The sequence below is a fragment of the Pelomonas sp. BJYL3 genome, from assembly GCF_027257975.1.
Lineage (GTDB): Bacteria > Pseudomonadota > Gammaproteobacteria > Burkholderiales > Burkholderiaceae_C > Roseateles_B > Roseateles_B flavus.
In genome coordinates, this window is record NZ_JANZKX010000003.1 from 522,311 (window position 1) to 544,088 (window position 21,778).

Consider the following 21,778-nt stretch of genomic DNA (forward strand, 5'->3'; position numbering starts at 1 on the left):
AGACCCCCATGAAGAAGAACACCCTGTCCCTCAGCGCCAAGTTCCTGCCGGCCGTCGCCGCCCTGCTGCTGGCCTTCGGCGCCCAGGCCTCGCCCAAGCTGATCAAGAAGGTTGCCCCGGAGTTCCCGCGTGAAGCCGCCCAGAAGGGCATCAGCGCCGGCACCGTCAAGGCCAAGCTGAGCATCGAGGCCGATGGCAAGGTGTCCGGCGTGGACATCATCGAAGCCGAGCCGCGCCGTGTCTTCGACCGCGCCGTGACCACGGCCCTGATGGACTGGCGCTTCGAGGCCGGCGGCGAGAAGCAGACGCACGAAGTGAAGCTGGTCTTCAAGAACGACGACTGAGCCCTCCCAGGCGCTGCAAGTACAAAGGCCCTCGAGCGATCGAGGGCCTTTTTCATGGGCGGCTGGCCGGAGCGGAGCCAGGGTCAGGTCTTGCCTTCACTGGTCTCGCGGGGCAAAAAAAACGCCGGGCGGCTGCCCGGCGTTTTCATTCCGCGCAGGGATCGTGACCGATCAGTACGTGGCCTTCAGGCTGGTGCTGCTCACGGTGGAGTAAGCGTTGACCAGGATGTAGTAGGTGCCGGCAGCCGGCGAGGTGAAGGTGATGGTCTCGGTGTTGGTGCTGCCATCGGACTTCTTGGTGTAGGAAGTCGTGGTGGGCGCCGTGGTCATGCGAGCGTAGATGTCGCCGTCACCCGTGCCGCCGGACAGCTTGATGGTCAGGCTGGCCTTGCCGGCCGGAACCACGATGCTGTACAGCTTGGAAGCGCCGGTGGCCAGGCTGATGCCGGTCACTGCCACGTTGTTGGTCAGCGGGGTGGCGGTGGTACCGGTGCCCGAGCAGCTCACGCCGACAGCGCTGAAGGCAGCGGTGACGTCAGCGGTGGTGTAGCCGCGGCTGGTGGCAGCCTTCTCCACGCCGCAAGCGCCGGCGTTGAAGGTGCTGTTGGCCGTCCAGTACAGGCGGTTGGCGTCAGCGAAGACTTCGAAGGCCTTGCGGGTGTTCCAGCCAGCCTTGGTGGCCAGCAGGTAGAAGGCCTTGTTGTACACGCCCGAGCTGTAGTGCACGTCCAGGCTGCTGGTGTACTTGCTGGCGTGGTCGATGGAGCGGCCGTCCTTGGTGGGATCGTCCATGTAACGCAGTGCGCCGGTGCCCTTGAAGATCTCGTAGCCGACCTTCCAGTCGTTCGAGCCCTTCATGTAGTACTCGGCGGCTTCGCCGGCCATGTCGGAGAAGGCTTCGTTCATGCCGCCGGACATGCCGGAGTACACCAGGCCGGAGTTCTGCTCGGTGTAGCCGTGGCTGACTTCGTGCGAGGCGACGTCCAGGGAGACCAGCGGGTAGAAGGTCGAGGCGCCGTCACCGAAGTGCATGGCCGAGCCGTCCCAGAAGGCGTTCTCGTAGCTGGAGCTGTAATGCACCTTCATCAGCAGCTTCTGGCTGATGGGGCGGACGCCCAGCCAGCCGGTGTACATGTTGAAGATGACGTTGCCGAAGTAGTGGGCGTCGTTCATCGGCGAGTAGGCGCCGTTGATGGCCTTCACCGTGTTGCGGGGGCAGGTGAAGCTGTGCGGGGTCGAGCCCGAGGTACCGCCGTTCAGGTTGACGGTGGCAACGTTGGTGCTGTTCAGCGAGCAGGTGGAGCCGCTCTGCGTGACGTCCAGGTAGCCCTTGCCGGCGGTGGTGCCGTACTCGTACTGGCCGGTCTTGGCATTGCCGCCAGGGCCGGTGCCGTTGGCGTGGTGGATGCCTTCCCACTGCTGCAGGACTTCACCGGTGTTGGCGTCGACCAGGAAGTTGGGACGCTCGGGCTTGCCGACGGCGTGGCCGGTCAGGAAGCTGACGTGGTAGACCAGGCGGGCCTTGCCGCTGTCATCCAGCTTGACGTACAGCTTGGCCTGCTCGTTCTCGGTCTGGCCGTTGGCGCGGGCCTGGGCCTTCAGCTGGGCCAGAACGGCGTTCTGGTTCAGGGTTGGGCGGCCGTGAGCCAGGTCGTTGGTGATGTTGCGGATGCGGGCACCGGAGAAGCTGCTGGTGGCGCCGTCGTTGTGTTCAACGATGGCCTCGCCCCAGACGGGCACGCCCTGGAACATCTGCTGGTGACGGGTCACCACGCGGCCGCTGGCGTAGGTCTTGCTGGCGACGGACTTCAGCTCGTCGGCGGCCAGGCCCAGGGCGGCGGCAGCGTTGGACTGACCATTGCTGGACGTACGCAGCGCGTTCTGTCCACCATTGCTGACCTGCAGGTTCAGCTCTTCACGGTCGGCGGCCATGGCTTGCACAGCCAGGGTGACGGCGGCCAGGGCGAAAGCGCCCTTCAGCGCCGTCTTCATTTGCTTGCTCATCTTGCTCTCTCTTTGCTTGTTGTCAGGGGTTTTCCCCTGGTGTATATCCAGTCTGACCTGGTGGGGCCATGGACCGGTCCTCGTCGACGTGAGCGCCTGGGTGATAGCGCCCAGCCTTGCCGACAAGTCCGGAATACGCGCCATCGACCAGGGATAGCTCGCATCCGGGCGCCTTGTCGGCGCCCTTGCTCCACGCGACCGCCATACCTCCAACAGCCGTGCCTAGCAGGTGGGAGCGGATGCTAGCCAGCGCTATTAGCGGGGCTACCTGTCAAATCTGACATCCATATTTCCCCCGCTTGCTGCGCTGCCTTCGAATCGCAAATCGCACAAGCGGGCGACAGGCGGCCGGACCGGGCACGATTCGCCAAAGATCACCGGCTTGCGCAGCGCAGGGGGGCCGCCCCCTGCGGCACACGTTTGCGGGGGCGGTGGACTCAGGCAAGATGCAGGTCTTTCGCAGCCCACAGGTCCCGCGTGTCATGCCCGGTGAGTTCGACGCCCTGTACGACACAGACGATGCCTTGCAGCCCTGGTATGGCCAGGGCGTCTTGCATCTGCTGCCCACTGAAACGTCTTCTTGCATCCACCTGGCCTGGCAGTTGCGGGAGCGAGACAGCCACCAGGCCCAGGACTGTCTTGCCATCGCCACGCGGGAAAGCGAGAGGAGCGGGAAAGCCCTGAGCCCCCAGGAGCACTGGCTTGCCCGACTGACCCAGGCCGACCTGCTGCGCCTGCAGGCCCGCCTTCCGGAAGCCTCGGCACTGCTGGCAAGCTTGCCGGAGCAAGGCGCACCCAGCCTCGTCCTGGCGGCGGACCTGCAGGGCGTGCAGGCCGGCATCGCCACCGGCACGGGCAACTTCGCCGAGCGCGACCAGTGCCTGCGCCGTGCCGCCGAGTGGGCGCGCCAGGCCGGCGATCAGGCGCGCGAGACCTACTACCGCGCCGTGCTGGCTCGCCTGCAAGTCCTGCGCGGACAAGAGCCCGAGCTGGACATCTGCGCCCGGCTGCAGCAGGCCTCCGACGGTCCTGCCTATGTGCAGGCGGCGCTGCAGCAGCTGCGGGCGACCCGCGCCTTCCGGCGCAGCGACTACGCCCAGGCCATCGAGGCCTATGTGCGCTGCCACCAGCTGGCCCTGTCCAGCGGGCAACTGCACCTGGCCATCATCGCGGCCGGCAATATCGGCAACGCCTTCACCAGCCTCAACGACCATGACGCCGCCCTGGAGTGGGTGCAGCGCGGGCTGGACCTGGCCCTGCCCACGGGCTGGCCCAGCGCCGTCGGCAGCTGCCAGAGCCAGGTGGGCGAGGCCCTGCGTCACCTGGGCCGGCTGGACCTGGCCCGGCAGCGACTGGACGAAGCCGAGCAAACCCTGCGGCCGCTGCAGGCCTCCCGCTATTACGCGATCTCACTGCGCTACCGGGCCGAACTCGCGCTCGACCAGCAGCAGTACACCGAAGCGCTGGAGCGCCTGAATGCGCTGGAGTCCCGCGCCGAGTCCCGGGACCTGGCCATGGACCTGCGCCGCAGCCGCGCCCTGGCCCTGATGCGCCTGAGCCGGCTGGACGAAGCCCAGCAGGTCGCCCAGTCCGGCCTCGACGATGCGCGCCACGCGCAGGTCGGCGACCTCCAGGTCATGGCCCACATGGTCCTGGCCCAGATCGCGCGGGAGCGCCACCGCCAGCAGCCGGATGCCGGGCAGCTGGTGCAGGCCGCCGGGCACCTGGACCAGGCCCTGACCGCTGCCTCCGGCATCCAGCACTACTCTCCGCCGATCGAGCTGCTGGACTTGCAGGCACAGACCAATGCCGACCTGGGCCGTTTCGAGGTGGCCTACCAGGCGGCCGTGCGGGCCGGCGCGCTGCGTGAGCGCATGCATGGCCAGGACGTCACCGGGCGCATGCTCGCCATGCAGCTGCGCTACATGACGGAAAGCGAGCGGGCAGAGTCCGCCCACCACCGCGCCCTGGCCCATGCAGAGGCTCAGCGGGCGGAGATGGCCCAGCAGACCAGCGGCACGCTGGCGCGCTTGGGGGCCATCGGCCAGGAGATCACCACCAAGCTGGACGCGCCCTCGGTGTTCGCGGTGCTTGAGCGCCATGTCCATGCCCTGCTGGATGCGCGCAGCATCGCCGTCTATCTGATCGACGCCGACGGGCTCACCATGAGCTCGGTCTTCGACGTGGAGCACGGCCAGCACCTGCCGCCCCACCGCATCCGGCTTGATGCCGAGGAGAGCAACGCGGCCCGCGCGCTGCGCGAGCGCCGCGAGCTGCTGGTGGCCCTGGCGCCGGACGGGTCCGACCCCAGCCAGGTGCCCGGCACCATGCGCACCCTCAGCGCGCTCTTCGCGCCGCTGACCGTGGGGGACCGCGTGCTGGGCGTGATGACCATCCAGTCGCCGCTGCAGAATGCCTACGGCGAGATGGAGCGACTGGTGTTCCGCACGCTCAGCGCCTACACCGCCATCGCTCTGGACAACGCCCGAGCCTACAGCGACCTCGGTGACGCGCAGAAGCAGCTGGCCGCCCAGGAGAAGCTGGCGGCGCTGGGCGCCCTGGTGGCGGGCGTGGCCCATGAGCTCAATACGCCCATCGGCAATTCCCTGCTGATGGCAGGCACGCTGCAGAACAAGACCGACGAGATCGAGGCCGCCATGAGCACCAACGCTCTGCGCCGCAGCAGCCTGGTCCGCTACCTCGACGACGCACGGCAGGCGGCGCAGCTGATCCACCGCGGCCTGCAGACGGCGGCCGGTCTCGTGGCCAGCTTCAAGCAGGTGGCCGTGGACCGCACCAGCGAGCAGCGGCGCGTGTTCGACCTGGCCCTCACCGTCACGGACATCGTCGCCACGATGATGGGCGTGGTGCGCAAGGCGGGCCATCGCGTGGAGATCGACATCCCGCCCGGGCTGGAGATCGACGCCTACCCCGGCCCCCTGGGCCAGGTGCTCAGCAACTTCATCAACAATGCCCTGCTCCATGCCTTCGAGGACAGCTCCCGCGAGGGCGTGATGACGATCCGCGCGCGCAGCACCGACTCTGGCTGGCTGGCGCTGGAATTCGCCGACGACGGCCAGGGCATCGCCCCCGAGCTGCTGCACCGGGTCTTCGAGCCCTTCTTCACCACCAAGCTCGGCCGTGGGGGCACGGGGCTGGGCCTGTCCATCAGCTACAACATCGTCGAGCAGCTCTTCGGCGGCCGGCTGCGCGTGCAGAGCAGCCCGGGCCAGGGCACCTGCTTCATCCTCGACCTGCCCCGCCAGGCGCCGCTGCGCCCCACCGAGGGGGAAGCGCCGCTGCACCTCGGGGCCACGGAATTCGCCCCGGCGAACGCGAGCGAAGGACGCCCGCCCCCTCTTCCGGCTACGGGACAATAGCGGCCAGACACCCTCCGTACCGCGACACAGGAAAGACACCCCAGCATGGCCATCCAATGGTTTCCGGGCCACATGCACGCCACGCGCAAGGCCATCAAGGAGCGCATGAAGCAGGGCATCGATGTTGTCATCGAGCTCATTGACGCGCGCCTGCCCGGCTCCAGCGCCAATCCCCTGCTGGCCTCGCTGACCGATGGCAAGCCCAGCCTCAAGCTGCTGAACAAGCAGGACCTCGCCGATCCCGCCCGCACCCAGCTCTGGCTGGACCACTACAACGCCCTGCCCGGCATCCGCGCCCTGCCGCTGGACGCCGGCAACAAGGCGCCGGCCAAGGCCCTCGTCGCCGCCTGCCGCGAGCTGGCACCGCTGCGCGGCGGCATGAGCAAGCCCCTGCGCATCCTGATCTGCGGCATTCCCAATGTGGGCAAGTCCACGCTGATCAACACGCTGGTGGGCAAGAAGTCCGCCAAGACGGGGGACGAGCCCGGCATCACCAAGGTCGAGCAGCGGATCACGCTGGACCAGGACGCCTACCTCTTCGACACCCCCGGCATGCTGTGGCCGCGCATCAGCATTCCGGAGAGCGGCTACAACCTTGCCGCGAGCGGCGCCGTCGGGCGCAATGCGCTGGACGAGGAAGAGGTGGCGCTCGAGCTGCTGGACTACCTGCGCCTGAACTACGCGCCGCTGCTGCAGGCGCGCTACCGGCTCGAGGGCTCCATCGAGTCCCTCAAGGACGACGAGCTGCTGGAGGCCATCGGCCGCAAGCGCGGTGCCGTGCTGGGCGGTGGCCGCGTCAACCTGCAGAAGGCCGCCGAGATCCTCATGTACGAGTTCCGCCAGGGCGTGCTGGGTCGCATCACCCTGGAAACGCCCGAGGAGTTCAAGTCCTGGGCCGCCGCCGCCGCCATCGCCGATGCCGAGCGCGAGCGCCTGGCCCAGGAGAAGAAGGCCGCGCGCAAGGGCCGATCCAGCCGGGACAGCTGGGACGCGGTCGAAGAAGAGGACGCATGAAGCTCGCCCGTCGCCCCCTCGCCCTCGCCGGACTGCTGCTGCTCGCGCGCCCGACCCTGGCGCAGGACGATCGCCCGCTGACCCTGCTCTACCGCGACAAGCCGCCCTACTCCTACACCGAAGACCGCCAGCCCAAGGGCCTGCTGATCGAGCAGTCGCGTTCGGTGCTGTCTGCCGCCGGCATCGCCGTGCAGATGGAGGAGGCCCCGCTCAAGCGCATCCTGCTGGAGCTGCAGGCCAATGACCGCCCCCTGTGCTCTCCCGGCTGGTACAAGCTGCCGGAGCGCGAGGCCTACGCGCGCTTCAGCCTGCCCATGTCGCAGGACCTGCCGCACCTGGTGCTCGTGGGCCCGCGCTCCGCGGCCGCGGTGCGCGCCCATCGCAGCCTGGCCAGCCTGCTGGCGGACCCCACGCTGCGCATGGCGGTGGTCGATGGCATCTCCTATGGCGGCGAGCTCGATGCCCTCATCCGCCAGCAGACGCCCCCGCCGCTGCGCGCCACCGTGACGCCCGTGCAGCTCACCCGCATGCTGGGTGCCGGCCGTGCCGACTACATGTTCATGGACCGCGAGGACTACCTCTGGCTGACCCGCCACGGCGAGGTCAGCAAGAAGCTCGGCGCGCTGAGCTTCCCGGACCTCCCGGCGGGCCTGCAGCGCCACATGATGTGCAGCAAGAAGACCCCGGACGCCACGATGCAGGCCATCGACGCGGCGATCCGCACGCTGGGCCTGCCCAGGGCGCCCCAGCCCTGAGGGCCGCGGCCATGGAAAAAGGCCGCAGCCCTTGCGAGCTGCGGCCTTGACGAGGCGCTGAACATGGGCCGGCGGCTGCCGGCCCAGGGGATCAGAACTCGTAGCGGGCGGTCAGGTTCATGCCCCACTGCGCCAGGCGGGTACGGCCGGCGGCATCGGTCGGCGTGACCAGCGGATCCGGCGTGGCGACGGCATACACCATCTTGCCGTCAGGCGTGATGCCGGCGAAGTTCACGAAGCTGCGGGTGGACGGGAATGCCGCCTCGGACACCTGGCCCCAGCGACGGTTCAGCAGGTTGCCGACGTTCATGATGTCCAGGGTGATCACGCCCTTGCCACCGGCGGTGATGCCGCGCACTTCCTGCGACAGGCGCAGGTCGAAGTTGTTGACCCAGGGCGCGAAGGCAGCGTTGCGGCCGACCACGCCACCCTTGGCATTGCGCAGGGCCTTGTCCCCGTTGACCACGTCCCAGAAGGCCGCTTCGGCCGCAGCGCCGGAGGCCGCCACGGTCTGACCCGGCAGGCGGAACACCACCTCGCCCGAGCCCGGGCCCTTCGGGATGTACATCAGGTCATTGCGCGAGCGACCGTCGCCGTTCATGTCATTGCGGTAGACCCAGCTGTAGGGCTTGCCGGCACGACCTTCATAGAACACGCCCAGCGTGGTCTTGTAGTTGCCGACGAAGGCCTTGCTGAAGTTCACGGCAGCGCTGATGCGATCACGGATCAGGTACTGCGAGTTGGCCGCCACGTCTTCATTGGGATTGAAGTTGGCACGGTTGTTCCAGCTCGAGCTCGAGACCGAGGAAGCCAGCGGGCTGACTTCCGTCGCGGCGGTGCGCGTGTAGGCCACGGACCAGCGCAGGTTGCTGTTCACGCGTTGCGAGAGCTGCAGGGTCAGCGTGTCGCCGTCACCCTTGTTGGTCGAGGAGGCCAGCAGCACGTTGTTGTAGTTGGCATTGGACAGTGCCTTGAAGCGCGAACCGCAGGACGAGTTCACCGACTCCGTACCGGCCGTCCAGCAGGCTTCGCTGCGGCCGGCGGCGTTCCAGTACATCTCGCGGCCGTCCGGCGCGTAAGCAGTCACGGTGCCCAGATTCAGGTGCTGGTAGTACAGGCCTTGCTTGACCTTGGTGTGCAGCCATTCCACGCCGGCTTCCAGGCCGTACCAGGGCAGCTGGCCGTCCCAGGCCAGGTTCAGCTTCCACACGGAGGGCTGCGACAGGCCGTTCTCGACGAAGTCGACGTTGGCCTGGGGCGAGCCGGTCAGCGAAGGCTGGCTGGAGCCGTCCGGGTTGAAGCGCAGGCCGGTCGGGCAGGGCGTGGTGCCGGTGCCGCAGTTGTAGACCGCCGTGGCGCCGACGTTCTGGTAGGGATTGGTCAGCCACACATTGGCTGCCGCGCCCTGGAAGAGGCCCACGCCACCACGGATCTGCGACTTGCGCTGGTCCACGGTGTCCAGCTGGTAGTTGAAGCCCAGGCGGGGCTGCACCAGCTTCTGGCCGTCCACGTTGGCGGTGTTGTCCAGACCGAAGCCGCCGGTCTGGCGCACATTGGTCGCAGCATTGCCGGGGATCACGGGCTGAGCGGCGGCGGCATTGGCCACCGGGCGGTCGTCCGTCTTGACTTCATCGACGCGGATGCCGGCCGTGATGTTCAGCTTCTTGTTGATCTTCCAGGTGTCCTGGAGGAAGAAGCCGATGTTGGTCAGCGTCCAGTTGGCGATCGAGTCGTTGAGCGACTTGCCGGGGAAGGGCAGCTGCACCGAGTAGGACGTCGGCGTGCCATTGCGCAGCAGCGTCAGCGGGTCGGTGGCGGAGCCGGGGGCTCCGTTGCCGGAGAAGGTGTAGTTGCCGCGGGCGTCTTGCAGGAAGACGTTGTAGATCTCGTTGCGCGACAGGTCGGCACCGCCCTTGATCTCGTGGTCGCCCACGAACAGGTTGCCGGCGAAGTAGGCGTCCAGCGTCTTGGTCTTCAGGTTGTTCAGATGGCGGCTGCGCTCGGTGCCCAGGTTCAGCGTGCGGCTGCTGCCATTGGTCCAGACCAGGTTGATCTGCGGCAGGTTGGTGTCGCTCAGCGTGGCCTTCTCGTAGTCGCGGTTCGAGACCTTCAGCTCGGTGGAGAAGTCTTCCGTCCAGTCGCTGAACAGCTGGGCCATCACCGTCTCGATGGTCTTGCGCTCTTTGTACCAGTAGGAGCTCAGCGCCAGCTGGTTGGTGCTGAAGCCGGGCAGGGTCGGCTCGTTCTGCTCGGTCTTGGTGTAGCGGACGTTGGCGCGGTGCTTGTCGTTGATGTTCCAGTCCAGCTTGACCAGCACGTCCTTGACGCTCAGCTCCAGGCCGCTGACGTTGTCCAGGCTGCCGGCGTCCACCTTGTAGACGTCCTGCATGATCTTCTGGGCTTCAGAGATCTGGGCCTGGGTGATGTTCACCGCGGTCGCGTTCGTCGAGCCGGCCGGGCCGAAGGCGGGCGAGGAGATGGAGTTGTGCTGCTCTTCATAGGCGGTGAAGAAGAACAGCTTGTCCTTGATGATGGGGCCACCCAGGGTGAAGCCGTAGAGCTTTTCCTTGAACGGGGTCAGGCGGGTGAAGGTGTCGGTGGGCGGGCGGTTCCAGCGGCGGCCGGCCAGGTCCTGGTCACGGTAAGCGTAGGTGGCCGTGCCCTTGAAGGTGTTGGTGCCCGACTTGGTCACCGCATTGACGTTCGCGCCGGTGTAGCCCTTCTGCGTGACGTCGTAGTTGGACAGGTTGATCTGCACCGAGTCGATGGCATCCATCGACACCGGCTGCTTCATCGTCGGCAGGTTGTTGGCTTCCAGGCCGAAGGTGTCGCTGATGGACACGCCGTCCACCGTGATGGAGTTGAAGCGGTTGTTCTGGCCTGCGGCAGAGATCTCGCCGTTTTCCTTGTTGGTCTGCGCGATGCGGGGATCCAGGCGGGCGTAGTCCTGCAGATTGCGCTGCATGGAGAACTGCTGGGCCAGATCGGCACCGGTCAGGTTGGTGCCGGAGCCCATGGTGGCCGAGTTGATCTTGGTGCTGGAGCCCGAGATCGTGACCTGCGCCAGCTGGTTCTGGGCCGGGCCGACGGTGAGGTCGATCGCGGTGGTCTCAGCCAGGGCCAGGAAGACGCCCTGGCGCTGGTTGCTGTCGCTGCCCTTGGTCACGGTGATGACGTAGGGGCCGCCGGCGCGCAGGCCGCGGGCCGAGTAGCGGCCCTCGGCATCCGTGACCAGGGTGTTGGTCGAGCCGGAGTCGGTGTGCACGATGAGCACGGTCGCGCCCGCGACCGGCTTGCCATCGGGCGACATCACGCGCCCACCCACGGCAGCCGTGGTGTTCTGCGCCAGCGCCGGGGCGGCAGCCACGATGGCCACCGCGACGCTCAGCGCCGTGCGGGAAAAGCGAGACCAATGCAAGTCGTTCATGCCGACAACTCCTCAAGGAAGAATGAAAAAATCCGGAGACCCGCCCAAGCCCATGCCGGCCGGCGAGTCAAGTGCACACAACAGAAATCAAATCAAGCGCAAACGTTTTACTTCTCGATTTCCCAGGAAGCCAAACGTTTTCGCTCACAGGACTCAGCACAAAAAACCGCATGCAGGAGCCACTCCGACAACAACGGGGCCGGCAGGCCAGCCCTGCGGCCGAACACCCGGCCGCTTGCGGCCAGCAGCGGCCGCGGCCCGCTCTCCACCCGGTCAGGCGCACAGGCGCCCGGCCTCGCCCCCTGCCGCCCGCCAGTGTGCCGAACTCATGTGCAAGACAGATGACAGGCAGGCAAGGGCAGGCTCGCGCAAAGGCGCCTGGGCCGAATTCTGGCAGCAGGCCTGGATCACCCCCCTAGTGGAAGCCCCCAAAAGCCCGCAGCTGTCACAAAGTGTGGCGACGACGCCGCACATATCGCAGGGGGTCCCGGCCGCCGCCGGCCCAGGCGACGCTGACACACCGTCGCGCCGGCCCGGGATGCGGGCTTGCAGAGTCGCCGGGCGACCCCATGTGCAGGCTTCCACGCCATTTCCCCGGGGCCCTCATGTCGCTGCTTCTCCTCGGTCTCCTGGGCCTGCTCGCCCTGGGCCTGCTCCTGCTGCCCCCCTGGTGGCGCCGCCAGCAGCGCCAACGCCGGATGCAGGCACCCTTTCCCGCCGCCTGGCGCAGCCTGCTGCGCCGCGAGTGGCCCCTGTACCGCCGCCTGACGCCGCCCCAGCAACGCCGGCTGCAGCAGCTGGTGCAGGTCTTTGTCGCGGAGAAGCCCATCATCGGCTGCGGGGGCCTCAAGGTCAGCACCGCCATGAAGGTGCTCATCGCGGCGCAGGCCTGCCTGCCCTTGCTGGGCCATGCGCGGGGCGTCTATCCCCAGCTGAGCCAGGTGCTGCTCTACCCGGCGGCCTTCGCGGTGCAGCGGGTGCATGACCTCGGCGCCGGCGTGCAGATGGAGCGGCGCGAATGGCTCAGCGGCGAATCCTGGCAGCAGGGGCAGGTGATCCTGTCCTGGCAGGACGTGGTGGCCGGCGCCCGGGTTCCGGACGATGGCCGCAATGTGGTGATCCATGAATTCGCCCACCAGCTGGACCAGGCCAACGGCCGCGCCAATGGGGCGCCGCCCCTGGGCAGCCGCGAAGCCCACGCGCACTGGGCCGCGGTGATGCAGGGCGAATTCCAGGCGCTCAAACAGGCCCTCGCCCAGGGTCTGCCCTGCCTGCTGGATCCCTATGCCGCCACGGACGAGGCTGAGTTCTTCGCCGTGGCCAGCGAGAGCTTCTTCGAGCAGGGCGAGCTGATGGCACAGCACCATCCGCGCCTCTACGGCCTGCTGGCGGACTACTACGGCCTGCAGCCCCGCCACTGGCAGACGCCAGCCCTGGCCTGAAGACCCGGGGCGTGAGGCGCCCGCTCAGAACCCCAGAGAAGCCAGCAGGTCGTCCACGTCGTCCTGCTTCAGGGCCTTGTCGGGCGTCTGCACGCCCTCCAGGGTCGCACTGGAGCCAGCGCAGGCCTCCTCGGCCACGAGCGGGGGCTCGGAGCTGGACAGCAACTGCTGCAGCGGGCTCTCCACCCGGTCCAGCATGTCGATGACCTTGTTGATCACCTGCCCCGACAGGTCCTGGAAGCCCTGAGCCAGCATCAGCTCGGTGTGCAAGGCCTGCTCGCGCTCGGCAAAACCGCCGGCCTGGCGGGCGTAGGCCGCGCACAGCCGCATCATGGCCCGGGCACGGTCCACGCTCATGTCCTCGGACGCGGCCAGGCGCTCCAGGGCCTCGGCCAGGTCCTGCCCCTTCTTGCCCACCTCGCCGGCGTCCTCCTGCGCCTTCTCGACCAGGCTCAAGACCTTGTCGGCCGCCTGCTCCGTCATCTGCTGCACGTAGCGCAGGCGCTCGCAGGCATCGGGGAGCTCCTCGACGACCTTGTGCAGCACGCGCAAGGCCTCGGCGCTCAGCTCGCTGTGCAAGGAGGGGTCGACGGCAGGCGCCGGACGGTTCTGAACTTCTGACATGACCGTGTTGTTGCTGTTCCCTGAAGCGGCGCACGCCTGTGCCGGTGGCCGCATGGGCTCATGGTAGTCGTGCGACAAGCTGTGCCCGCCCCCCTGAAAGCCGGCAATTGCACGACAAATCACACACATCGCCTTTGCATCGCGGGCGATACTGCAGACACATCGGCCAGCACGGACATCCAGCGGTACATGAGTCCCTCCCCCATCGCTTCCGAGCGCCTCCCGCGCGATGCCGGGCCGCTGGACCATGCTCTGAGCGAGCTGCTGGGTCTGGCCCTGGCGCTGGTGGATGAGCAGGGCCGCATCAGCCAGGCCAACGCCGGCTTCGGCATGCTCACCGGCTTGCGTCCGAGCCAGCTGCGGGGCTGCGCGGTCAACAGCCTGCGCTCACTCCCCGCCCCCTTGCTGGACCAGCTCGCCAAGGCCGCCAGCCAGCCCGACCCGCTGTGGCAGGACGAGCTCAGCTGCCCCACGCCGGAGGGCGAGCACCGCTACCTGTGGCAGATCCAGCGCCTGCACAGCGCCGGCCCGGCCCGCCGCCAGCTGGTGCTGTGCGGTACCGACCTCGGCCCTGACAGCGGCGCCGAGTCCGGCAGCGACGGCCAGGACCTCCAGAACGAAGTCCTGCACACCCTGGTCTACGAGGACGAGCTCACCGGCCTGATGAGCCGCTACGCCCTGCGCGAGCGGCTGCTGAGCCTGATCGAACGCCGCGAGGAGTTCGGCCTGCTGGCCATCAAGCCGCGCGACTTCAGCCTGCTGCGGGACAACTTCGGGCCCGACGGCGCCGACGAGGTCCTGGTCGCCGTCGCCAGCGCACTCAAGACCCTGCTGCCCGCGCCGGCCGTGGTGGCCCGCTCGCTGGGCGTCGAGTTCATGGTGCTGATGCCCGGCCCCGGTGGCATCGAGGAGATGCAGCGCCTGGGCCGCATGGTGCTGCAGCGCTTCACCCAGCCGCTGAGCCTCAAGCGCACGGAGCTGGTGGTGCCGGTGAGCATCGGCATCGCCTGCCATCCCATGCATGGCGCCGAACTGGAAGAGCTGCTGCGCAATGCCGACACCGCCCTGCACAGCGCGCAGGAGGACGGCGGCCGCACCCAGCGCGTCTACGACCCCCGCATGCAGCAGCGCGCCCGCGAGCGGCTGTGGCTGGACCATCACCTGCGCAAGGCCCTGGAGCTGCAGCAGCTGGAACTGCACTACCAGCCCAAGCTGGACCTGCGCACCGGGCACTGTCTGGGCGTGGAGGCCCTGCTGCGCTGGCGCCATCCCAAGCGCGGGCTGATCCGGCCCGACCTCTTCATCGCCCGCGCCGAGGACAACGGCCAGATCGCCGCCATCGGGCGCTGGGTCATCGTCAGTGCCGCCTCGCAGGCCGCGCAGTGGCGCGCTCAGGGCCTGCCCACGCGCATCGCGGTCAACATCAGCGCGCGCCAGTTCCAGGACGCCGACCTGCTTCGCTGGCTCTCGGAATGCCAGCGCGCGGCCCATGGCCTGCTGGACGTGGAGCTGACCGAGAGCAGCGTCATCGGCGACCAGCAGCGCACGGCGGCCTTCATGCAGGAGTGCCGCCAGCTGGGCTTCAAGGTCTACCTGGATGACTTCGGCACCGGCTTTTCCTCGCTGGCCATGCTGGCGCGCCTGCCCATCGACGTGATCAAGCTGGACCGCTCCTTCCTGAAGTCCGGCCCCGAGCAGGAGCGCAGCGAGGCGCTGATGAAGTCCGTGGTCAGCGTGGCCAAGGAGCTGCGGCTGAGCATCGTGGCCGAGGGCGTGGAGACCATCGCCCAGGAGGCCTTCCTGCGCGACATCGGCGTGCACTCCGCCCAGGGCTGGCTCTATGCCGTGGCCATGCCGGCCGCCGAGTACCCCGGCTGGATGCAGGCCCGGCAGCGGCGCTGAGGGGCGCCGCCGGGCGCAGGTCCCGGCTCAGGCCTGGAAGACGGCACAGGCCTCGGTGAGGGCCTCGGCCTGCAGGCGCAGGCTGCTGGCGGCCGCGGCGCTTTGCTCGACCAGCGCGGCGTTCTGCTGGGTCATGCGATCCAGTTCAGTGACCGCGCCATTGACCTGCCCGATCCCCTGGCTCTGCTCGCCCGTGGCGGTGGAGATCTCGTCGATCAGGGTCGTGACCTGGCGCACCTGGTCGACGATGCCCTGCATGGCGCCCAACGCACCCGTCACCTGGGCGTTGCCGGCCTCCACCTTCTCGACCGAATCGGCGATCAGGCGCTTGACCTCCTTGGCGGCCTCCGCGCTGCGCTGCGCCAGGCTGCGGACCTCGGAGGCCACCACCGCGAAGCCACGCCCCTGCTCGCCCGCCCGCGCGGCTTCCACCGCGGCATTGAGCGCCAGGATGTTGGTCTGGAATGCGATGCCATCGATCACGCCGATGATGTCGCCGATACGCTGGCTGGCAAGGGTGATCTGCTGCATGGTGCCGGCCACGCCGGTGACGATGTCACCGCCCCGCTCGGCCGCCTCGCGGGCCTGGTTGGCCAGACCGCTGGCCGTCCGCGCATTCTCGGCACTCTGCTTGACCGTGCCCGTCATCTGCTCCATGGAGCTGGCCGTCTGCTGCAGATTGCTGGCCTGCGCTTCGGTACGGGCGCTGAGGTCCAGATTGCCCTCGGCGATTTCGCGACTGGCCTGCGCCAGGCCGTCGACCTGCCCGGACACGTCATCCACCACCGAGCGCAGGTTCAGCCCGGCCTGGTTCACCGAGCGAAGAATCATGCCGATGTCGTCCAGGCGGTCCAGCTGCCGCATGCGCCCGGGCTGGCCGCTGGCCACCGTCTGCGCCTGCTCGGCGATGGTGCGCAGTGGCGCCACCAGCTGCTGCTCCATCCAGGCCCAGGCCGGCAGCAGCCCCAGCAGCAACAGCAGGGCCTGCACCCAGGCGGCAGCCCCGAGAGCGACGCCCAGGCCCACGGGCAGCAGGGCCAGCAGCAGGCCCAGCATCACGCGGCCGCGGACCGACAAGGTCTGGAACAGATTCAGTGCCGCCAGCGGCCCGCTGCGCAGCAGCAGTCCGCGGTGAAAGCGCAGCCCGCCCGCACGCCCATCGCGAAAGCGCCGGTAGAGCTGCTCGGCGGCCCGCACCTCGGCCGCTTCCGGCTTGGTGCGCACGGACATATAGCCCGTGACGCGCCCGCCGCGCACCACCGGCGTCGCATTGGCGCGCACCCAGTAGTGGTCGCCATCCTTGCGGCGGTTCTTGACGAGCGCCGTCCAGGAGAGGCCCGCCCGCAGCGTGGCCCACATGTCGGCAAAGGCCTCCTTGGGCATGTCGGGATGGCGCACCAGGTTATGCGCCTGGCCGATCAGCTCTTCGCGGCTGTAGCCGCTCACCTCCACGAACGCCCCGTTGGCATAGGTGATGTGGCTGCTGGTGTCCGTGGTGGACAGAAGCGTCACGCCCTCAGGGAACGGGTATTCCTGCTGGGTGACGGGAAAGTTCTCTCGCATGGTGCGGGTCTCCAGACTACTCCCCTGGGACGGGCCACATGTCTCCGCGGCGCCAATCAATGCATACATCGGCGTCAAACGATTTCATTAATTCCCGGCAAGGACTGCCGAGACTTCAGGAACAGACTCGATTCAGATGTGCCCACGAATAGTTACAAACCAGTTACATGTCGTCAAGCACTGGCGCAGGGGCGAATTTCACGGACGGCAACCGTTTGCATCCCGAATCACCGCAGGGCGTGGAACATGCACGGCCGCGCGTGGGCTGGCGGCCAGGCCGCCTAGCCCCAGAGGTCCAGCGGCGGCTCGTGCACCAGGGCCTTGAGCAGATCGCTGCGGGACACAAAGCCCTGCACCGCGCCGGTCTCATCCAGCACCGGCAGGCCCGGCAGGTGCAGTTCCAGCAGCAGGTGCGCCAGCTGGCGCAGCGAGGTCTGCGGGCTGGCGCAGGGCACCGGCGACAGCATGTGCTCCTGCACCGTCTCGGTCAGCAAGTGCTGCCAGTGCCAGGGATTGGGCAGGTCGGCCGAGCCCATCAGCGAAGGCGGCAGGAGCTCGCCCCGCAGCAGCAGGCCCACGGGGCGCCCGTCCGCGCCCAGCACCGGCGCCTGGCTCAGGCCGCGCTGCTGCAGGGCCTGCCAGGCGTCGTCGATGCTCATCTGCAGGGGCAGGCAGAAGGCCGGGCTGCTCATGACCGCCCGCACCTGCGACAGCGGCTGCTCGCGGCTGGGCGGCTCCTCGTACTGGGCCAATGCCTGGCGAATGCCGGCCGGCAGGCCGCCGAAGGGCGTTGGCCCCCCGGCCTGCACACGCTCGAGCGCTGCTCCGGCCACCTCGGCACCGCGCCCGACCGCCGTCGCGGCGCGCACCCGCGCGAGGGACTGCACCGCGTCGGAGCGCGCCAGCTGCTCGATATCCCCGCTGACGACCCGCCCCGCAAGACCGTAGACCGTGAACATGCGACACCTCCGGAAACGGCCGAAAGCCTTCAGCCTCGATTGGACAGGGGCCTGCCCCGCCTTGCCCGCAGGAAAGGCAAGGAATCGTAAGCGGCACCACCTGACCCCGGGACGGCGCTCAAGTCACCGGCAGCGCCGTCTCGTACTTCACCTCGCGCAGCACCACATTGCTGCGCACGCTGGCCACGCCGGGCACCTTGAAGACCTTGCTCTGCAGGAACTGGTCGTAGGCCTTCATGTCGGGGACGACGACCTTGATGACGTAGTCCGCCTCGCCGGTGATGCCGTGGCACTCGATGATCTCGCGGCTGGTCTGCACCAGCTGCTCGAACTGCTCCACCGCGCCTTCGCTGTGCCGAACCAGGCTGACATTGGCCAGCACGCAGATCGACAGACCCAGCTTCTCGCGGTCCACCAGGGCCACATGGCGGCGGATCACGCCGCTGTCCTCCAGCTCCTTGACACGGCGCCAGACCGGCGTGGCGGACAGCCCCACCCGCTCCGCCAGAGCCTGGGTGGAGAGCCGCGCATCGGCCTGCAGGGCCTCCAGGATCTGGCGCGTGGCCCGATCGAAACGTTCTGACTCCATAGCAAGCCTCCTTGAGATGAATTCTCTCACCCACCCGCTTGACAGGGGGAATTTAAGAAACAAACACTGCCAGGGCTCGCCAAAAATCTCGCGCAGTTTTCCCACAAAGATTCCCGCGCCAGGAGACGCCCATGTCCGATGCACTCACCACGACCGTGAGCCTCGCCGAGCCCGCCGGCCCCGCCCTGCGGCCCTACAAGCTCTCCGACAACCTCAGCGCCGGCAGCGGCCAGGTCTTCCTGACCGGCACCCAGGCCCTGGTGCGCCTGCTGCTGGCCCAGAAGGCCCTGGACGAGCGCAGCGGGCTGAAGACCGCCGGCTTCGTCTCCGGCTACCGCGGCTCGCCGCTGGGCATGGTCGACCAGCAGCTGTGGAAGGCGAAGAAATTCCTCGACGCCGCGCAGGTCAACTTCCTGCCCGCCATCAATGAAGACCTGGCTGCCACGGCCTGCCTGGGCGTGCAGCGCGTGGCGCTCGACCCCAAGCGCACGGTCGATGGCGTCTTCGCCATGTGGTACGGCAAGGGCCCCGGCGTGGACCGCTCCGGTGACGCACTCAAGCACGGCAACGTCTATGGCACGTCCACCCAGGGCGGCGTGCTGGTGGTGTGCGGGGACGACCACGGCTGCGTGTCCTCCTCCACCCCGCACCAGAGCGACCTCGCCCTGCAGGCCTGGAGCATGCCCATCGTGCATCCGGCCAATGTGGCCGAGTACCTCGAGTTCGGTCTGTACGGCTGGGCGCTGTCGCGCTTCTCGGGTGCCTGGGTGGGCTTCAAGGCCATCTCCGAGGTGGTCGAGTCCGGCATGACCGTGGACCTGGATCGCGTGCCGCTGGACTTCGAGCACCCCGTCGATTACGTCGCGCCGACGAATCTGCACATCCGCCAGGTCGACCTGCCTTCGCTGGACCTGGAGTCGCGCCTGGCCCACAAGCTGGATGCCGTGCTGGCCTTCGCCAAGCTGAATTCCATCGACAAGCACATCGTCACCAGCCCGCGCGCCACGCTGGGCATCGTGACCGTGGGCAAGGCGCACTACGACTTCATGGAAGTGCTGCGCCGCCTGGACCTGGACCCCAACGCCCTGGCCGCGGCCGGCGTGCGCGTCTACAAGGTGGGCCTCGTCTTCCCGCTGGAACCCACGCGGATGCGCGAGTTCGCGCAGGGCCTCACCGACATGCTGGTGATCGAGGAGAAGGCCCCGGTGGTCGAGCGCCAGATCAAGGAGCTGCTGTACCACCTGCCCGATGCCCAGCGCCCGCGTGTGGTCGGCAAGACCGATGAACACGGGGCCGCCGTGCTCTCGGCCCTTGGCGAGCTGCGCCCCTCGCGCATCATGGCCACAGTGGCCGACTGGCTCGCCCGCCTCAACCCGGCCCTGGACCGCCGCCATCTGGTGGTGGACTTCCTCACGCCCTGCCTGCTCTCCAACGAGGCCGACGGCGTGCGCCGCCAGCCCTATTTCTGCTCGGGCTGCCCGCACAACACCTCGACCAAGCTGCCTGAGGGCTCGCGCGCGCTGGCCGGCATCGGCTGCCACTTCATGGCCAGCTGGATGGAACGCGGCACCTCAGGGCTCATCCAGATGGGCGCCGAGGGCGTGGACTGGGCCGCGCACAGCCGCTTCACCACCGAGAAACACGTCTTCCAGAACCTGGGCGACGGCACCTACTACCACTCCGGCTACCTGGCCATCCGCCAGGCCATCGCGGCGCGGGCCAACATCACCTACAAGATCCTCTACAACGACGCCGTGGCCATGACCGGCGGCCAGCCGGTGGACGGCACGACCAGCGTGCCCCAGATCGCGCGCCAGGTGGAGGCCGAGGGCGTGAAGCGCCTGGCGGTGGTGTCCGACGAGCCCGAGAAGTACCTCGGCCACGAGAGCCTCTTCCCGCCCAAGACCACCTTCCATCCGCGCGCCGACCTCGACGCCGTGCAGCGCGAGCTGCGCGAGATCGAGGGCGTGACCGTGCTGATCTACGACCAGACCTGCGCCGCCGAGAAGCGCCGCCGCCGCAAGAAGGGCGAGTTCTACGACCCGCCCAAGCGCGTCTTCATCAACGAGGCCGTCTGCGAGGGCTGCGGGGACTGCGGCCAGGCCAGCAACTGCCTCTCCGTCGTGCCCGTCGAGACCGACTGGGGCCGCAAGCGCGCCATCGAGCAAAGCAGCTGCAACAAGGACTTCAGCTGCGTCAACGGCTTCTGCCCGAGCTTCGTCTCGGTGCATGGCGCGCAGCTGAAGAAGAAGGTCGGCTCGGGCTTCACCGCGGCCGACCTCGCCCGCGAGATCAGCGCCATCCAGCCCCCCGCCGCCTGGCAGTGGACGGGCCCCTTCGACATGCTGGTGACCGGCGTGGGCGGCACCGGCGTGGTGACCGTGGGTGCGCTCGTCTCGATGGCGGCGCATCTGGAAGGCAAGCAGGCCTCGGTGCTCGACTTCATGGGCTTTGCGCAGAAGGGAGGCTCTGTGCTGTCCTTCGTGCGCGTGGCGCCGACGCAGGACCTGCTCAACCAGGTCCGCATCGACACCCAGCAGGCCGACGTGCTGCTGGCCTGCGACATGGTGGTGGGCGCCTCGCCCGATGCACTGGGCACCGTCAAGCCCGGCCGCACCGTGATCCTGGCCAATACGCATGAGCTGCCGACCGCGGCCTTCGTGCGCAACCCGGATGCCAGCCTGCAGGGCCAGGGTCTGCTCGCGAAGATGCAACATGCCGTCGGCGGTTCGGACGAGTTGCTCGACACCATCGACGCCCAGTCCATCGCCCAGACGCTGATGGGCGACACCATGCCCAGCAACATCATCATGCTGGGCGCCTGCTGGCAGCGCGGCCTGATCCCGGTGAGCTTCGCCGCGCTGATGCGCGCCATCGAGCTCAACGGTGTGGCCGTGGACGGCAACAAGACGGCCTTCGCGCTGGGGCGCCTGGCCATCGCCGCACCGGAAGCCCTGCGCCGCCTGGCCGGCCAGCCCGACGGCACGCCGGTGCAGCTGCTGCTGGGCCAGGACAAGCTCGACGGCGAGGACGGTCTCATCAACCGCCGCCTGCGCTTCCTGACCGACTACCAGGACGCCGCCTACGCGCAGCGCTACCTCGCCCTCGTGCAGGAGATCCGCCTGGCCGAAGGTCGCCTGGGCGAGCTGGGCCAGGGCGAGCGCCTCTCCAAGGCCGTGGCGCGCTACCTCGCCAAGCTCATGGCCATCAAGGACGAGTACGAGGTCGCCCGCCTCTACACCGACGGCCGCTTCGAGCAGGCCCTGAAGGAGCAGTTCCAGTCCTTCGACCGCCTCTCCTTCCACATGGCCCCGCCCCTGGTCTCCAAGCCCGGCGCCGATGGCCGCGCGAAGAAGATCGAGCTGGGCAGCTGGACCTTCGCGGCGCTGAAAGTGCTGGCCAAGTTCAAGGGCCTGCGCGGCGGCTGGCTGGACGTCTTCGGCAAGACCGAGGAGCGCCGCATGGAGCGCCAGCTGCTGGCCGACTACGAGCAGCTGCTGCGCCGCGAGATCCTGCCCCTGCTGCAGCCCGGCCTGGAGAAGCCGCGCTACGAGCTGATGCTGGCCCTGGCGCGCCTGCCGGAGAAGATCCGGGGCTACGGCCACGTGAAGCTGGCCAATGTGGTGACGGCACGCGCCCAGTGGAAGGACCTGCTGGACCGGCTGCAAGGCAAGGTGCAAGACGCCGGCCCGGTGGCCAGCACGGCGCCGATCCGGATCAAGGGCGTGGCGGAGTTGTGACTCGGTTTCATCCGGCCGGGCGGCGGTACTAGTCC

At 68.4% G+C, this 21,778-nt stretch carries 13 protein-coding genes; 7 read left to right on the forward strand and 6 right to left on the reverse strand.

Features of this window, described 5'->3' with window-relative positions:
* Positions 1-8: 8 nt before the first annotated feature.
* Positions 9-344, forward strand: a complete 336-nt coding sequence (locus O9Y01_RS12070) for a TonB family protein (RefSeq protein ID WP_269631829.1) — start codon at positions 9-11, stop codon at positions 342-344.
* A 171-nt stretch (positions 345-515) separates the two neighbouring features.
* On the opposite strand, the gene O9Y01_RS12075 is transcribed toward O9Y01_RS12070, so the two are convergent.
* Positions 516-2,348, reverse strand: a complete 1,833-nt coding sequence (locus O9Y01_RS12075) for a M4 family metallopeptidase (protein ID WP_269631830.1) — start codon at positions 2,346-2,348, stop codon at positions 516-518.
* Positions 2,349-2,830: 482 nt separating this feature from the next.
* Between O9Y01_RS12075 and O9Y01_RS12080 the strand changes: the two genes are divergently transcribed.
* From O9Y01_RS12080 to O9Y01_RS12090, 3 genes are read left to right on the forward strand one after another with little or no spacing between them, the layout of a single operon-like run.
* Positions 2,831-5,728, forward strand: coding sequence for an ATP-binding protein (locus O9Y01_RS12080; RefSeq protein ID WP_269631831.1), 2,898 nt, complete (start codon positions 2,831-2,833; stop codon positions 5,726-5,728).
* A 45-nt stretch (positions 5,729-5,773) separates the two neighbouring features.
* A complete protein-coding gene (gene ylqF, locus O9Y01_RS12085) occupies positions 5,774-6,742 on the forward strand; it encodes a ribosome biogenesis GTPase YlqF (RefSeq protein WP_269631832.1) in 969 nt (322 codons plus the stop codon).
* On the forward strand, positions 6,739-7,497 hold the full coding sequence (locus tag O9Y01_RS12090) for a substrate-binding periplasmic protein (RefSeq protein ID WP_269631833.1): 759 nt from the start codon (positions 6,739-6,741) through the stop codon (positions 7,495-7,497). The genes ylqF and O9Y01_RS12090 overlap by 4 nt, the downstream gene beginning before the upstream one ends.
* Positions 7,498-7,588: 91 nt before the next feature.
* Here the strand turns inward: O9Y01_RS12090 and O9Y01_RS12095 are convergent, their stop codons facing one another.
* A complete protein-coding gene (locus O9Y01_RS12095; protein WP_269631834.1) occupies positions 7,589-10,924 on the reverse strand; it encodes a TonB-dependent receptor in 3,336 nt (1,111 codons plus the stop codon).
* Between the two features lie 605 nt (positions 10,925-11,529).
* On the opposite strand from O9Y01_RS12095, the gene O9Y01_RS12100 reads away from it, so the two are divergent.
* Positions 11,530-12,366, forward strand: coding sequence for a zinc-dependent peptidase (locus tag O9Y01_RS12100; RefSeq protein ID WP_269631835.1), 837 nt, complete (start codon positions 11,530-11,532; stop codon positions 12,364-12,366).
* A gap of 24 nt (positions 12,367-12,390) precedes the next feature.
* Here the strand turns inward: O9Y01_RS12100 and O9Y01_RS12105 are convergent, their stop codons facing one another.
* On the reverse strand, positions 12,391-12,990 hold the full coding sequence (locus tag O9Y01_RS12105) for a protein phosphatase CheZ (RefSeq protein WP_269631836.1): 600 nt from the start codon (positions 12,988-12,990) through the stop codon (positions 12,391-12,393).
* 189 nt (positions 12,991-13,179) lie between these two features.
* Between O9Y01_RS12105 and O9Y01_RS12110 the strand changes: the two genes are divergently transcribed.
* The gene (locus O9Y01_RS12110; RefSeq protein ID WP_269631837.1) at positions 13,180-14,892 is read left to right on the forward strand and encodes a putative bifunctional diguanylate cyclase/phosphodiesterase; all 1,713 of its coding nucleotides are present in this window, start codon (positions 13,180-13,182) and stop codon (positions 14,890-14,892) included.
* Positions 14,893-14,919: 27 nt separating this feature from the next.
* Here O9Y01_RS12110 and O9Y01_RS12115 read toward each other — a convergent pair whose 3' ends face one another.
* The 3 genes from O9Y01_RS12115 to O9Y01_RS12125 form a co-directional block, all read right to left on the reverse strand.
* Positions 14,920-16,455: a methyl-accepting chemotaxis protein gene (locus tag O9Y01_RS12115; protein ID WP_269631838.1), complete on the reverse strand. Its 1,536-nt coding sequence runs from the start codon at positions 16,453-16,455 to the stop codon at positions 14,920-14,922.
* A 281-nt stretch (positions 16,456-16,736) separates the two neighbouring features.
* Positions 16,737-17,414: a CBS domain-containing protein gene (locus tag O9Y01_RS12120; RefSeq protein WP_269631839.1), complete on the reverse strand. Its 678-nt coding sequence runs from the start codon at positions 17,412-17,414 to the stop codon at positions 16,737-16,739.
* 118 nt (positions 17,415-17,532) lie between these two features.
* Entirely contained in the window at positions 17,533-18,003 is a 471-nt protein-coding gene (locus tag O9Y01_RS12125) for an Lrp/AsnC family transcriptional regulator (RefSeq protein ID WP_269631840.1), read from the reverse strand.
* Positions 18,004-18,134: 131 nt separating this feature from the next.
* Between O9Y01_RS12125 and O9Y01_RS12130 the strand changes: the two genes are divergently transcribed.
* A complete protein-coding gene (locus O9Y01_RS12130; RefSeq protein WP_269631841.1) occupies positions 18,135-21,743 on the forward strand; it encodes an indolepyruvate ferredoxin oxidoreductase family protein in 3,609 nt (1,202 codons plus the stop codon).
* The last annotated feature ends 35 nt before the right edge of the window (positions 21,744-21,778 follow it).

Coding starts and splice junctions, on each gene's coding strand:
- O9Y01_RS12070 (WP_269631829.1), top strand. CDS start 9: ATGAAGAAGAACACCCTGTCCCTCAGCGCCAAGTTCCTGCCGGCCGTC.
- ylqF (WP_269631832.1), top strand. CDS start 5,774: ATGGCCATCCAATGGTTTCCGGGCCACATGCACGCCACGCGCAAGGCC.
- O9Y01_RS12115 (WP_269631838.1), bottom strand. CDS start 16,455: ATGCGAGAGAACTTTCCCGTCACCCAGCAGGAATACCCGTTCCCTGAG.
- O9Y01_RS12075 (WP_269631830.1), bottom strand. CDS start 2,348: ATGAGCAAGCAAATGAAGACGGCGCTGAAGGGCGCTTTCGCCCTGGCC.
- O9Y01_RS12080 (WP_269631831.1), top strand. CDS start 2,831: ATGCCCGGTGAGTTCGACGCCCTGTACGACACAGACGATGCCTTGCAG.
- O9Y01_RS12120 (WP_269631839.1), bottom strand. CDS start 17,414: ATGTTCACGGTCTACGGTCTTGCGGGGCGGGTCGTCAGCGGGGATATC.
- O9Y01_RS12100 (WP_269631835.1), top strand. CDS start 11,530: ATGTCGCTGCTTCTCCTCGGTCTCCTGGGCCTGCTCGCCCTGGGCCTG.
- O9Y01_RS12105 (WP_269631836.1), bottom strand. CDS start 12,990: ATGTCAGAAGTTCAGAACCGTCCGGCGCCTGCCGTCGACCCCTCCTTG.
- O9Y01_RS12110 (WP_269631837.1), top strand. CDS start 13,180: ATGAGTCCCTCCCCCATCGCTTCCGAGCGCCTCCCGCGCGATGCCGGG.
- O9Y01_RS12095 (WP_269631834.1), bottom strand. CDS start 10,924: ATGAACGACTTGCATTGGTCTCGCTTTTCCCGCACGGCGCTGAGCGTC.
- O9Y01_RS12090 (WP_269631833.1), top strand. CDS start 6,739: ATGAAGCTCGCCCGTCGCCCCCTCGCCCTCGCCGGACTGCTGCTGCTC.
- O9Y01_RS12125 (WP_269631840.1), bottom strand. CDS start 18,003: ATGGAGTCAGAACGTTTCGATCGGGCCACGCGCCAGATCCTGGAGGCC.
- O9Y01_RS12130 (WP_269631841.1), top strand. CDS start 18,135: ATGTCCGATGCACTCACCACGACCGTGAGCCTCGCCGAGCCCGCCGGC.